The organism is Sphingobacteriales bacterium (genome assembly GCA_016706405.1).
Lineage (GTDB): Bacteria > Bacteroidota > Bacteroidia > Chitinophagales > UBA2359 > BJ6.
Genome location: JADJJT010000002.1, coordinates 379667 through 392762 on the forward strand (window position 1 = coordinate 379667; position 13096 = coordinate 392762).

The 13096-nt window shown below is 38.7% G+C and carries 13 protein-coding genes and 1 pseudogene; 8 read left to right on the forward strand and 6 right to left on the reverse strand.

The window, feature by feature from the left end:
* Positions 1-197: 197 nt before the first annotated feature.
* From IPI59_07835 to IPI59_07845, 3 genes are all read right to left on the reverse strand, one after another.
* The gene (locus IPI59_07835) at positions 198-1199 is read right to left on the reverse strand and encodes a hypothetical protein (protein MBK7527445.1); all 1002 of its coding nucleotides are present in this window, start codon (positions 1197-1199) and stop codon (positions 198-200) included.
* A gap of 571 nt (positions 1200-1770) precedes the next feature.
* Positions 1771-2829, reverse strand: a complete 1059-nt coding sequence (locus tag IPI59_07840) for an AhpC/TSA family protein (GenBank protein MBK7527446.1) — start codon at positions 2827-2829, stop codon at positions 1771-1773.
* 171 nt (positions 2830-3000) lie between these two features.
* On the reverse strand, positions 3001-4215 hold the full coding sequence (locus IPI59_07845; protein ID MBK7527447.1) for an AI-2E family transporter: 1215 nt from the start codon (positions 4213-4215) through the stop codon (positions 3001-3003).
* Positions 4216-4456: 241 nt separating this feature from the next.
* Here IPI59_07845 and IPI59_07850 point away from each other — a divergent pair, with 241 nt between their 5' ends.
* Together IPI59_07850 and IPI59_07855 are read left to right on the forward strand one after the other, a co-directional pair.
* The gene (locus IPI59_07850) at positions 4457-5443 is read left to right on the forward strand and encodes a hypothetical protein (GenBank protein ID MBK7527448.1); all 987 of its coding nucleotides are present in this window, start codon (positions 4457-4459) and stop codon (positions 5441-5443) included.
* Between the two features lie 70 nt (positions 5444-5513).
* Positions 5514-5750: a hypothetical protein gene (locus tag IPI59_07855; protein ID MBK7527449.1), complete on the forward strand. Its 237-nt coding sequence runs from the start codon at positions 5514-5516 to the stop codon at positions 5748-5750.
* Positions 5751-5846: 96 nt separating this feature from the next.
* Here IPI59_07855 and IPI59_07860 read toward each other — a convergent pair whose 3' ends face one another.
* Together IPI59_07860 and IPI59_07865 are read right to left on the reverse strand one after the other, a co-directional pair.
* Positions 5847-6161: a DUF3467 domain-containing protein gene (locus IPI59_07860; GenBank protein MBK7527450.1), complete on the reverse strand. Its 315-nt coding sequence runs from the start codon at positions 6159-6161 to the stop codon at positions 5847-5849.
* A 169-nt stretch (positions 6162-6330) separates the two neighbouring features.
* Positions 6331-6738 carry a hypothetical protein gene (locus IPI59_07865; protein MBK7527451.1) on the reverse strand — a complete coding sequence of 136 codons (408 nt, stop codon included), beginning with the start codon at positions 6736-6738 and terminating at the stop codon, positions 6331-6333.
* Positions 6739-6890: 152 nt separating this feature from the next.
* On the opposite strand from IPI59_07865, the gene IPI59_07870 reads away from it, so the two are divergent.
* The 6 genes from IPI59_07870 to IPI59_07895 all read left to right on the forward strand — a co-directional run bounded on the left by IPI59_07870 (position 6891) and on the right by IPI59_07895 (position 11131).
* Positions 6891-7466, forward strand: a complete 576-nt coding sequence (locus IPI59_07870) for a hypothetical protein (protein ID MBK7527452.1) — start codon at positions 6891-6893, stop codon at positions 7464-7466.
* Between the two features lie 181 nt (positions 7467-7647).
* Positions 7648-8067: a hypothetical protein gene (locus IPI59_07875; protein ID MBK7527453.1), complete on the forward strand. Its 420-nt coding sequence runs from the start codon at positions 7648-7650 to the stop codon at positions 8065-8067.
* 155 nt (positions 8068-8222) lie between these two features.
* The gene (locus tag IPI59_07880) at positions 8223-9296 is read left to right on the forward strand and encodes a carboxypeptidase regulatory-like domain-containing protein (GenBank protein MBK7527454.1); all 1074 of its coding nucleotides are present in this window, start codon (positions 8223-8225) and stop codon (positions 9294-9296) included.
* Positions 9212-9625, forward strand: coding sequence for an OmpA family protein (locus tag IPI59_07885; GenBank protein MBK7527455.1), 414 nt, complete (start codon positions 9212-9214; stop codon positions 9623-9625). Before IPI59_07880 ends, IPI59_07885 begins: the two co-directional genes overlap by 85 nt.
* Positions 9626-9699: 74 nt before the next feature.
* Positions 9700-10872 carry an acetyl-CoA C-acyltransferase gene (locus IPI59_07890; GenBank protein ID MBK7527456.1) on the forward strand — a complete coding sequence of 391 codons (1173 nt, stop codon included), beginning with the start codon at positions 9700-9702 and terminating at the stop codon, positions 10870-10872.
* Between the two features lie 67 nt (positions 10873-10939).
* Positions 10940-11131, forward strand: a complete 192-nt coding sequence (locus IPI59_07895) for a hypothetical protein (GenBank protein ID MBK7527457.1) — start codon at positions 10940-10942, stop codon at positions 11129-11131.
* Between the two features lie 463 nt (positions 11132-11594).
* On the opposite strand, the pseudogene IPI59_07900 reads toward IPI59_07895, so the two are convergent.
* Positions 11595-12384, reverse strand: a pseudogene (locus IPI59_07900) (hypothetical protein).
* Positions 12385-13096 lie beyond the last annotated feature (712 nt).

Genomic DNA, 13096 nt, shown 5'->3' on the forward strand with positions numbered 1-13096 from the left:
CAATTAACTACAAAAAGAAAAAGATAGCGTGTAAAATTTGGTTTCCGGATGCAAGTTTGAAGCCTTACTTAGTTTGCTTACTTTTTTATTATTGTTTAGCGGGCAAATATACGTGCTAAAGGTATCAAGTTTTTAATTAACCAATTATTTGTTTCTTTGTTTGTTTGATGGTTAAGTATAAACGTCCAGCTTGCCAGTTACCAGCTAATACGCACCACTCCACCATTACTGCCTACGGCATAAACGCAGTTGGCTGTTGCACTAAGGGCCTGCCAGTTGTTTGGCGAAGGCTCAAGCGGAAGCTTGCTAAAACTACGTCCGGCGTTGGTGCTAACCAACAATTTGTTTTCGCTGCCTATATAAAGTTGTTGGGCATTTAAGGGGTTAAAAACAATGCCTCCCAAATGGTCGCGGTGGGTTAGGTAGCCGCCGCCGCAGCGCAGTGTTTGCCATGTTTGGCCCTTGTCGGTGCTGGTAGCTACCGAGCCAAAATAGCTACAAGCAAATAAATTGGTAGTATTGGGTTGCGTGGTTAAATCCACAAAATAATCGTTGGTAGCCGTAGCAGGTTGCCAACTAAGGCCGGCATTGGCAGTAGTAAAAGCTGCCCCGTAGCCTAAAGCTACGCCCTCAGTTGGCGATATAAAATGTATTGATAAAAGTCCTTGTTCAAAGGTGGTGGCGGTAGCCTTGTTGCCCTGTTGTGTTAGGCGATAAATAATACCTTTGGTATAATGGCCGCCTACTGCAAAGCCTAACGAGTCGTGCAACATATAAATACTGCGCAAGGGCAGCCATTCAATTGAAGGGTTGTTAATGTTTACTGCTTGCCAAGTGTTCCCCCCGTTTGAACTGCGCAAAAGCATATTGTCGTAACCAACGGCGTACCCAATACTGTCGTTTAAAAATTGTAGGTCAAAAATAATTTTACTGGTTGTATGCGCTAATTGCCAATTTTTGCCCCCGTTGGTAGTTTTGTAAATTTCGCCCAGCGTATAAGTATTACCTCCTGCTACAAAACCAGTATCTTTATTTAAAAACCATACCGAAGTGAGATTTTGGGTGGTGGGTTGTGGTAACGTCTCCCAAGCCAGATAATCGGGTGGGGGTTTTTTACATCCGGAAAAAAATAGCAGCACGTACAAACCATGCAGGCAAAAAACAGGTACTAATAACTGCCATCGTTGTAAAAATCGCATTTGAAATTCAAGAAATAACTATAAAAATCTATGCTCTCTGTTATCGTTAAGAAAAGATAAGGCAAAGCTACTGTTTTTTAGGACAAAAAAATAACTATTATAGACACATTCTCGGTAGTAGGGTCAATCTCTTGCAATGTGTCATAACAGACAGGAAAGGAAAATCCACTACTTTTACTTGGCTAACCAATAACGCTATTGCCAAAAACAAAGTTTGGAATTTGATGGGTGTGGCTCGTTATTAAACTTTGGGGCTCTATTAAATTTGTTTTTCAAACTATTTCTTCTGTGTCAATGAACCTCATATACCAATCTATTGCAGCTCTTTTTGAGGTCAAACTTGAATATTTTTTTCAAACTAAAAACTAATGTTATATGATTTTGTTAGGGGGGTAATCGATTATCATGCCGTTAGGTAGGCATTTTTATTTTAAAATACTTAAGGTGTTAAATGAACCAAGTTTTAAGCAACTCTTACGCAAATAAATAAACAAAAATCCCCCGTGTTTTAAACGCGGGGGATTTTTGTTTTGTGCTATTGTTTGCTATGGGCTTTTATACGGCAAATTAATTAGGCCCCTAATAATTCGGCTAATTTTTGTTCGAGGGCTGGGCCGCGCAAATTGCGAGCTATAATATTGCCTTCTTTGTCGAGTAAAAAAGTAGCCGGGATAGAGCGAACGCCATATAAAGCGGCTGGTGCCGACTGCCATCCGGCTAAATCGCTAACATGGCTGGGCCAAATCAAATTATCTTTGGCTATTGCGTCTTCCCACTTTGCTTTGTCTTTATCGAGCGATACGCTGTAAATTTCAAATCCTTTTTTATTGTATTTTTTATAAGCTGCTACAACAGTAGGGTTTTCTTTGCGGCAGGGGCCACACCAAGATGCCCAAAAGTCAATTAAAACAACTTTGCCTTTTAAACTTGATAGGGCAATCTCTTTTCCTTTAGGGCTTGCAAAATTTATTTCGGGGGCAGGTTTACCTATAGATACGTTTTGCGCGCTGGCAGCTTGTTCTACACTGGCATTAAAATTTTGCGTTAGCGGGTGGTCTGGCAGTTGTTGGGTTAGCTTTTCGCCAGCTTTTTTAAAAGCATCAAAATCGTTTTCAATTTGAATAAATTGGCAGGCCATAAATGCCAATAAAGCACTTTTAGTGGTATCTATATAATTTTTGTAATATTCGGGTTGAGCCGAGCCAGCCGTTTGTACTTCCTTTAATAGGGCTTGAAGCTGCACCGATTCGGGCGAGCCGGTTATGGTGTATTCGCCGGTTGCCAAGGTTTTAATGTCAAAATCAATATTAACTTTTGAGGTGTTGTCGGCAATAAATAAAATATTGGTGTTTCCGCCGCCTATTCGAAGCTGACATAAAGATTTTGTGTTGGCTAATTTTCCTAATAAGGTAAACTGGCCATTATCTTTTACTTCAACGGTATCGAGGGTTACAATTTTTTGGCCTAATACTTCAATTAAGTACATTTTTGTTTTAGGTGCCAGCCCTTTACCTGTTCCTTTAACGACTAAGCCGTCGTGGTTGGCATCAGCACCCATGTTATTACAGCTGGTTAGCAGTAATGCAAATATGGTTAAACACAATACCCCAATTAAAGGTAATTTGCGCATGTTTAGCATACTAATAAATTAATTTAGTTATAAAAAATAAATAGAATATTGATAAAACAAACCGCAAAGATACAAAATTACCCATCAACGAAGTGTATAAAAAAAGTTAAAACTATTCTCCGGATAAAAAAATCCGGAGAATCCGGATAATATTGCATTATAATATGTTATTTATTTCATTTCGTTCGTATCTTTATCTTCATTAGGGCGTTTGTGAAAATAATCAGTTAGTTTTTGCCATAGTTGGTTTGTTTGTTGGCTTAAACTAATAGTATCGGTGGTGTTGGGGGTTGAGGCATTGTTTTCTGGTTGGCGGCTGTTATAATTTTTAGGTTCGTCATCGCCCAATAAAATTCCGTAAGCATGTAAAGAGGGTATTTTATCGAAGATAATTTTTAATACGCCACATCCTGGTATAGATAAAATCATGCCCACAACCCCCCAAATTGAAGCACCTACCAACAGGGCAATAATGGCGGCAAGTGGGTTAATACTAACACTTGAGCCTGTAACTTTTGGGGTAATAAAATTATTATCTAAAAACTGAACCAGCACACATACACCCAAAGCGCCAACGGCTATCCAAATACTGTCGCGGGTAACCAAGGCAATGGTTATGGGCAACAAGCTGCCAATTAGTACGCCAATATATGGAATTATATTGAGCATGGCGGCAATTAAACCAATAAGCAGGGCATACGGCAGGCCAAGCAAAAAAAATCCGGTAGTATTAAGTAGGGCAACAATTAACATGACTGTTAAAATACCTTTTAAATATTGGTTTGTCATGGCTATAATATCATCAACTATATCGGTAATGGCAATTTTATGCTGATGCCCTAATTGCCGTATAAATTGTGCTATTCGTTTTCGCATAAGGAGCATAAAAAATACCATCACTGGAATTAGCCCTACTATGGCCATTACCGAGCCTGTTGCCGAAAAAAAGTTTAAGGCCAAACTGCCCGCTTTTTCGCCTATTGCCTGCCCGCGCTGCCGCAGCCATAATAGCTGCTCCGATTTACTTAAATCGGTTTGCGCCTGTATGTAGTCGAGCAAACTATTTATTTTAATTTCTAAGGAGGTTTGAATTGTAGGTAATCGGCCTGCAAGTGCCGTAGCTTGTACACCTATGACGCCAAATACTAATAAAAACATAAAAACCAGAACAAATACCGCTATTAACGCCGATAAAGTAACCGATAAACCAATTTTTTCTAACCTTTTGCAGAAAGGCAGCAACAGCGAAGCAAATAATCCGGATAAAGTAACCGGAAGCAAAATATTGCGGGCTTCGACCAAAAAAACAATCAGTAAGGCAATAAATAAAAATAAATACGCGCCGTAAACATAAGCGGGTGGTTTGGGTGGTACTGTATTGTTCATGGTGCTGGATGTATTAATAAAAATTATGAGGTTTGGCAAAACAAGTAGCAAATACTGCTTAGTAAACACGATGCAAGATAAGCATTTGCTTAAAACAAATAAAGAAATACAAAGTAAAAATAATTAGATCTTAGAAGATAGTTATTCTATTAGGGCAAATATGTTAAAAGAATTAGGTATAAACAATCTGTGTAAGCAAACATCCGGAATTTTAAACCTAATTTTGTCGCTAAATTTGATTATGATAGTTTTTAAATTTGGCGGTGCATCTATTAACGATGCTAATTCTATAAAAAATATTGGCCGGATATTGCAAAACTATACCGACGAGTTGTTAGTAGTGGTAGTTTCGGCGATGGGTAAAACTACCAACGAGTTAGAGGCTGTTGTTAAAGCCTATTTGCAACAAAATGACACCCATAACAATTTGTTGAATGCAATTGCTGCTAAACATTTAATTACAGCGCAAAATTTATTTGGTGCCACAAATACCGCAACTGATCAGTTGGCACAAATTTTTGTCGATTTGCAAAACCAGTTAAACAAGCCTCCGCGCGGCAATACCGATTTTATTTACGACTCTATCGTCTCGGTGGGCGAAATTGCAGCCTCGGTGCTGCTTAGCGCCTGGCTTAACCATTGCGGCTTGCCCAATCAATGGCTCGATGCCCGCGATTGCATTTTAACCGACAATCATTACCGCGAGGGAAATGTGCAATGGCAGCCAACTTGCCAGGCCATTGTGCAGCAAATTACAAACCTAGACAATAAGGGTGTTAAGTGGGCAGTAACCCAAGGTTTTATTGGCGGAACCCCCGAACATTTGACAACTACGCTTGGCCGCGAAGGCTCGGACTATACGGCGGCAATTTTTGCCAATGCCTTAGATGCGCAATATATGGCCGTTTGGAAAGATGTAGCCGGTATTTACTCGGGCGACCCACGCATAGTGCCAACTGCCGTTAAAATTAACAACCTGTCGTACCGCGAAGCCGTTGGAAATGACCTTTTATGGGGCAAAAGTTATACACCCCAAAACGATAAAACCGCTACAAAACAAAAAAATTCCGTTGTATGTGCGCTCGTTTTTACAGCCTACCGAGGCCGGCACCCTTATACATACCCAAAACCAGGCTCAACTGCCGCCTATAATAGTTTACCACCCAAACCAAATACAACTAACGCTGTTTACCCGCGATTTTTCGTTTATTGCCGAACATTATCTTAGCGAAATTTATCAAATTTTTGCACGTTACGAAGTAAAATGCAATTTAACGCAAAATGGCGCTACTCATTTTTTGGCATGTATAGACCACGTGTCGCATAAACTTCCGGATTTGTTGACCGAGTTAAACACTTTATATAACGTAGAAATGCAAACAGGGCTCGAAATATTAACAATTAGACATTATAATGCCGAAAGCATTACACAGTTTACCCAAAACCGGCAAATTTTATTACAACAGCAAAGCCTTGATACAGTACAATATGTGCTGCGCGAAGAAGAAAATGGCATTAAAAAATCGCATAAATAAAGCGATTATTTTTGAGCAGGGTTTGCATAATAAAACCTACGGATATTTGATTTATCCGGAAAAGTGGGTGGTTGTTATATTGGTATCTCTGTTTAGTTACGCCTGTGAAGGTGGGCCGCCAAAATGAATTGGCGGAAAGTCGTTGTTCTTTGGGTTGTCGTCAATAACGCCATATTGCGCCTCGTATTTTAAAATATTGTCGGTTAAAGCACGCAGCAAACGTTTGGCATTAAGAGGGGTAACCAAAATCCTCGATTTTACTTTAGCTTTAGGTAATCCGGGCATAATTTTAACAAAATCGAGCACAAATTCGGAATTAGAATGGCTAATGATGGCTAAATTTGCATAAACACCATCGGCCATATCTTCGGTTAGCTCAATATTTATTTGATTCTTTTTAGGTGGTTCCATTTTATTGTTGTTTATATTAAATTGTATTAATTATTGTTGTTTGGGTGGTTAGAAAAATGTTGGGATGCCGGCAAATTAAAAACTGAAACTTAAAAATATATCCGGAAAGAACAGAATTACAACAAAATAAGCAGCTACAAAGTTGAGAGATAAAAATAGGTGTTTTGCGCTAAGGCTCAATTCCTACCAAATCACTAATTTTTTTTGCTATTGTTGACAACATTAATATCATAAAATAAAAAAGTACCGTAATCAACAAAATCATGGCATAAAGGCGCAGTTCTTTAGGCGCAAGCGGACTAAGCAACCGGGCAAGCCCAATTAATAAAAAAACGTTTATTAAAAAGCCAGCAATAGATAAAATCAAATAACGCCCTCGCTTTTGGCGCACAAAAAAGAAGATTACGGCATTCATAGTACTGTAAAAACCCAAACCACTTAAAGCTATTAACCATTGTGTTTGTAAATTTGGGTTAAGCAGCCAACTAATGAGCATGATAGTTGTTACACTTAAAAGCACCACTAAGCCTTGTTTAATGGGTGTGGCTTTGATAGTTAAGTTGCCAGTATTAAGCACAGCAAATTAGGTTAAGTGGTAAAATAAAAAAACAAGAACAACTTGTAAGCAAGCAGCAAATTTAACAATTTTAAAGCAATTAGGGCTAATTTTGTCCGACATTATAAAATACAATCATTTCACTGCAATTGAATTAAAAACATTATAAATGTATGATAAAAAAAAACTTAATGCCATTATCAAAATTAGCGCTTTTGTTTGGCCTATTATTGGGTTTTGCTTCCTTATTTTTTGTTAGCTGCAAAAAAAATGAACCAACCCCGCAAAACATAGATACCGCCGCACTAATTGCACAAAATAAAATTGAGTTTTTGATGATAGGCGGCGCATTTGATAATAAAATTATATCGTTCGGCAATTTTAACCCTATAAAATCACAGGCCGGATATAACGACACATTACAAGCTACTACTGTAACCGTAATGGGAATGTATAACAATGAAAATGCTATTTTGCAGTTTTCTTTTCCGGATAATAAAAGCGGTGGCGTGTTTGAATACGAAGACTTGCCGCAGTTCTTAAACAATCCGGCAACGCAGTTTTTTATGCAAATTGGTCAAAATCAATATTATTTGCGCTATTCGTTTTTAAAAATTACTAATTATGGCCAAAAACTTGAGCGACTTAAAGGGCAATTTACAGCCCAGTTATGGGATTATAACAGTAATCCTGATGGCAAAATTGTTTATTTAAATCAAGGAATATTTGATGTGGCTATAACTTTTTAGTTTCCCAAATATTTATACCACCAAACCTAACATATTTGTACTAATTTTGTGCTTTCATTTGGATTTGTTTTAAGTTGGTTTTTATTTACTGGAGGCAAAATTACTACTGCCATTTTAATTCAACCAAAACAAGATTAAGCAAAAAAGATAGGTTAATCTAAGCTGTTTAGTTTAAATATATATGCAAAATATCATGCGAATTTTATTCTTTTGTTTAGCTATTTGTGTAGGGGCGGTAACCATGTCCACATCGGCGCAAAGTGGGATACTTAAAAACGCCGACAAACAGTTTGATAAGGGTGCTTACCCCAAAGCTGCGCGCTTATATACTGAATACCTTGAAACAACAGATGATGCCGCAACTAAAGTAAAATTAGCTGAATGTCATTATTTAATGCGTCAACCCGCCGAAGCCGAAAAATGGTATGTGCAGGCTATTCCTACAGTTAAACAAAATCCTGAAACCCTATACCACTACGGCCAGGTGCTTAAATCCTTAAAAAAATATGAAGAGGCAAAAATGGTTTTTCAGTTGTACGACAAAGGCACAGGGAAAGCAGCCAACCAAATAGAAGCCTGCAAAAAGGCCAATACTTTTTAGAAGACCCCGGTATATATAAAATAGACAATATTAGCATCAACTCGGCACGCGCCGATTTTGCCCCAGCATATTACCGCAACGGAATCGTATATTCCACTGAAGAAAACCGCACTACAAAAGAGTACAACCGCCGCGAACAACCCTTTTTAGACCTTATGTATGCCGAACAAACAGGCTCGAATGCCTTGCTTATGGGTATGCCTGTAGAATTTGCGTTTGAAGGCGTGAAAGTAAACAGTAAATTACACGATGGGGCAGTAAGTTTTTCGAAAGATTTTAAAACGGCCTATTTGACCCGCAACCGAAAGCTTGCCACAAAAGGAGCTACCACACAACTTGAAATTATAGAAATTACCAATGCCCCAGATGGAAGTACTATTGTAGCACCAATGCCGTTTAACAGCGATGATTACTCCTGTGGTCATCCAAGTCTTAGTGCCGATGGGCAACGCCTGTTTTTTGTATCGAATATGCCAAACGGGCAGGGCGGAACCGACATTTGGCTAACCGAGCGAAGCCGTAATGGCAACTGGGGCACCCCACGCAATTTAGGCCCCGAAATTAATACCATGGGCAACGAAATGTTCCCGTTCATTGCTGCCGACAATACACTCTATTTTGCCTCAGACGAATGGCCTGGATTAGGTGGATACGACCTATTTAAAGCGCTGCCAACTGATAAAAATAACTGGGGGCAGCCCGAAAACTTACACGCACCCATTAACACCAATGCCGATGATTTTGCTATGATAGTAGCTTCCGGAGGCGGGCGCGGTTTTTTTACCTCGAACCGGGCAGGTGGAAAAGGCGACGACGATATTTATGCCTTTACCGCCAATCAAACGAAATGCGAAGTAAGAGGGCAAATTACCGACCTAAAAACTGGCGCAGCTATTGCCAACGCAAATATTAAAATAGTAAGCTATACCAACGGCAGTACAAAAACTACCAATACAAATAGCAACGGCACCTATACACTTGGCATTGATTGTGCCGATGATTATACTATTTTTGCAAGTTCTACCGGCTACTTAACCGGTGTGCGTTCTTTGTCTCGCTACGAAATGAGTAAAACAAAACCCACAACCGTTGATATTGCACTGTCCTTAGCACCCGAAGCCGACCCAATAACAGGCGATTTTAAATCGCCCATAAAAATTATATCGGGCAGACAAACAATTATCCGGGCTTTGAACTCCCCGAAATTAACCATATTTATTACGATTTAGACAAATTTGACTTGCGTCCCGAGGCCAAAGTCGAGCTAAATAAAATCGTTAGTTTTATGTTAGCCAACCCTACTTTGCGGGTACAGTTAGGCTCGCATACCGACTCGCGGGGCGACAACGCTTACAACCTTGACCTTTCGGAAAAACGCGCTAAATCGGCTATTGATTATATTATTGCAAGTGGGGTGCCAAAAAAAAATATATCCGGAAAAGGCTATGGCGAAACGCAATTGGTCAATGGCTGTAAAGATGGTACGCAATGTGCCGAAGAACAACATCAACAAAATCGCCGTACCGAGTTTTTAATTACCGGATACGTAAAAGAATAAAGTTAAGTGTAATTTCTTGGCTTATTGATAATAAAAATATAAACTTTAATTAGAATTAGTAATTTTGCACAGATATGGATGCTTATATTTTATCCGGATACCGCACTGCCGTTACAAAAGCCAATCGAGGTGGTTTTAAATTTACTCGCCCCGACGATTTGGCTGTTTCAGTAATTGAATATTTGTTGGCACAGGTGCCGCAACTTGACCCCACCCGCGTTGAAGACTTAATTGTAGGCAACGCGGTTCCAGAAGCCGAGCAAGGACTTCAAATAGCCCGCATGATAGCAGTGCGCTCCCTTCCAAAAACAACCGCCGGTGTTACCATTAACCGTTACTGCGGAAGTGGCGTTGAAGCCATTGCCATAGCCACCGCCAAAATAAAAGCAGGTATGGCCGATTGTATTATTGCCGGGGGCACCGAGTCAATGTCATTAGTGCCTACCGTTGGATGGAAAACTGCCCTTAATTATGAGGTAGCCAAAACCCACCCCGATTATTATATAGGCATGGGCTTAACTGCCGAAGCTGTATCGAACGAGTTTGGCGTAAGCCGCGAAGCTCAAGATGAATTTGCTTACCACAGCCATCGCAAAGCCGCAAACGCCATAGACAATGGTTATTTCGAATCGGGAATTTGCCCCGTTGATGTAAAAGAAGTGTATGTAAACGAAAAGGGTAAACGCGCCGAACGAACCTACAAAGTTGCTGTTGATGACGGGGTAAGACGCGACACAAATATATCCGGATTGGCAAAACTAAAACCCGCTTTTGCAGCCAAAGGCTCTGTAACTGCAGGCAACTCATCGCAAACCAGCGATGGGGCTGCCTTTGCTTTGGTGGTAAGCGAAAGATTACTTAACGAGTTGGGCTTGCAACCGATGGGGCGTATGCTTAGCTGCGTAACTGTGGGGGTAGAACCACGTATTATGGGTATTGGACCCTGCGCCGCTATACCCAAAGCCTTAAAAATGGCCAATAAAAAAATAGACGATATTGACTTGATTGAACTAAACGAAGCCTTTGCCGCACAAGCAGTTGCCGTTATACGCGAAGCTAATCTTAACCCCGACAAAGTCAATATTAATGGTGGAGCTATTGCTTTAGGGCACCCACTTGGCTGCACCGGAGCAAAACTTACCGTTCAGTTACTTAACGATTTAAAAAGAACAGGAGGTAAACATGGCATTGTTACTGCTTGTATTGGTGGGGGGCAAGGTATTGCTGCCGTTTATGAATGCCTGTAAAACTGCTGTTTGACGTAAAAAATTATTTTAATAGTATTATTTAATAACGCATAAATAATTAATTCCAATGAAAAACAATTTTCTTGTTTTAGTATTCGTTGCTTTTATTAGCATTGTTTCAGCGGGTTGCTTAAAAGGCAAATGCCACCATTGCACCATAAATAACGTTAAAGTTGATTATTGCGAAGACGATTTTACCGATACCGAAATTAATGCAGCTGAAACTGCCTGCGGTCTTGCCGGTGGTGATTGGGACTAAACTGCACCAAACAATTTAAACTTGTAGTTAGCTTAAAGCAGGGACATGGTCAAAGAAAAATGTGTTAAGCATATAAGTCCGCTATTCCTTGCTTGATTGCAGTTTATTTACGCTTGCCATTTTAAAAAACCTCAGCCCATCCAAATCTATTGAAAAAAAAATAGACTAGGGTAGGGTAGAGGTTTTTTTGATTTGTATGCTTTGCATACGATCGCCAAAATTGGAGTAATGGACATTTTTAATGCTATTTTTTAGACGCTTGGTTCAAGTGGACATTTTTAATGCTGTTTTTTTATTCACTTTTTTACATTATTCTTGAATATTTTATTTCTTTGCATGTCTGTAAAAACGGAAACAAGCTCTGCTGGGGAGCAACTTGTCAGGGATAAAACAGATGCTTGACGAAAATGTCTTATCAAAGGCTTACTGTATATTGTAAGCCTTTGATATTTTCAGAAAGCCCTTATACCTTTAAAAACCCATCTATAAATTTCATTTTCCGTTTCATTGATAGGCCATTATGGTTTCTTAATTTGTTTTTAAATCTGCGAAATGTCCATCAATAGCATTGGTTGTGTTAGGTATTTGAAGTTCCCTGTTATCGTGCCAAGTAAACAACCAAGGTAAATTATTCTTCAAACTACGATAAGCACTTCTAAGCCTTTTATGCGTATAAAACGATTTGTTTGTAGTCGGATTTACAGTTCTCTCGTTTAGAAACACTTTCCATTTTTCAAGCCATAGCCCTAATGCTCCGACAAAGCTTTCTTTGTCTGTTTGCTTCATCAAATCTACAACATCCATCAGCTCTTGTGCAGCTTTTAGCTTTGGCTTACGGGTCAAATATCTTCGAATTATTGCTGCTTGATGAAACTGGCACATTTGAACAGGAATACCCTTAAACGACGCAATTAAGCCTTTTCTTCCGTCAAAAACAATAGCCGAAATAGTAAAACCTCGCCTTTTTAACTCCTTAATTCCTTCTATATACAGCGCATTTGTCTCTGTCTTCATAATATTTCAAAAGGTTTTCTTTGGTGTAGGCATCTTTAAAAGCATTACGCCAAAACCCGCTCCCAATAGGTGGTGTCCATTAATACAACGACTACTCTACCTGTTTTTTCCGTAGCCACTATTTTAATCTTGTCTAACCGCCTTTGAATCGTTTTAACAGAACAATTATACTTGTGAGCTAACTGCAAATAGGTCTGTTTACCACTTTTGTATTCTTCCCATATTTGCTCGTTATTGATGCGTTGCCCACCTAAAAATTGTTTATTACAGCAGGCACATTTATATCGCTGTTTACCTTTTACTAACCCATTTTTCTTGGTAACAGAACTACCGCAGTAAAAGCACTTTTTTTATTCATAACCTTTGATTGTCCTCAAAGCTAATAATATTAAGCTTTCCAGACGATTTTAGCATCATTTTTGTCCATTAAGCCCCAAAATTGTAGGAATTCAATTTTGAAGAAACATAGCTTACGAATTAATTTGTAAGCTATGTTTTTTAGTTTAGAGGGTGAAATCTTGGCAATATCAATTTAGTTTTAAATCTATTTCCGGAAATTTAGAAGTAAACATATTTTAATAGTTGTTATCATGATAAAAAATATTTTTTACTAATTGATAAAAATAACTAAAAAAATTTGCTAAATACTATAATTAGTAGTATTTTTGCAATGAATTTAGTTTTTCTGATGTCTGGGAAGGCCTTTGTTTCTTTTTTGCTTCCGGATTTTATAATACAGCACTGATATTCTTATGCTTGCCATTTGCATCAATTTTGGCAATGTTTTATTTTGTTGTATAGCTGCCTAATATCTATTTAGAGTGTAGTAGTTTTTCAATTACTAAACTAGTAAGTCATGCTCTTTTATACCTTTTTTAAAGTGCAAGCTACAACATGATTAAATAGGAATGAAGCAAATATTTTATTTCGAACAAAGACATTTTATTATCA

Excerpts from the sequence above, each read along its gene's own strand:
- IPI59_07850 (MBK7527448.1), top strand. The coding sequence starts at position 4,457 with ATGATAGTTTTTAAATTTGGCGGTGCATCTATTAACGATGCTAATTCT.
- IPI59_07835 (MBK7527445.1), bottom strand. The coding sequence starts at position 1,199 with ATGCGATTTTTACAACGATGGCAGTTATTAGTACCTGTTTTTTGCCTG.
- IPI59_07890 (MBK7527456.1), top strand. The coding sequence starts at position 9,700 with ATGGATGCTTATATTTTATCCGGATACCGCACTGCCGTTACAAAAGCC.
- IPI59_07875 (MBK7527453.1), top strand. The coding sequence starts at position 7,648 with ATGCAAAATATCATGCGAATTTTATTCTTTTGTTTAGCTATTTGTGTA.
- IPI59_07895 (MBK7527457.1), top strand. The coding sequence starts at position 10,940 with ATGAAAAACAATTTTCTTGTTTTAGTATTCGTTGCTTTTATTAGCATT.
- IPI59_07840 (MBK7527446.1), bottom strand. The coding sequence starts at position 2,829 with ATGCGCAAATTACCTTTAATTGGGGTATTGTGTTTAACCATATTTGCA.
- IPI59_07860 (MBK7527450.1), bottom strand. The coding sequence starts at position 6,161 with ATGGAACCACCTAAAAAGAATCAAATAAATATTGAGCTAACCGAAGAT.
- IPI59_07870 (MBK7527452.1), top strand. The coding sequence starts at position 6,891 with ATGATAAAAAAAAACTTAATGCCATTATCAAAATTAGCGCTTTTGTTT.
- IPI59_07845 (MBK7527447.1), bottom strand. The coding sequence starts at position 4,215 with ATGAACAATACAGTACCACCCAAACCACCCGCTTATGTTTACGGCGCG.
- IPI59_07880 (MBK7527454.1), top strand. The coding sequence starts at position 8,223 with ATGTATGCCGAACAAACAGGCTCGAATGCCTTGCTTATGGGTATGCCT.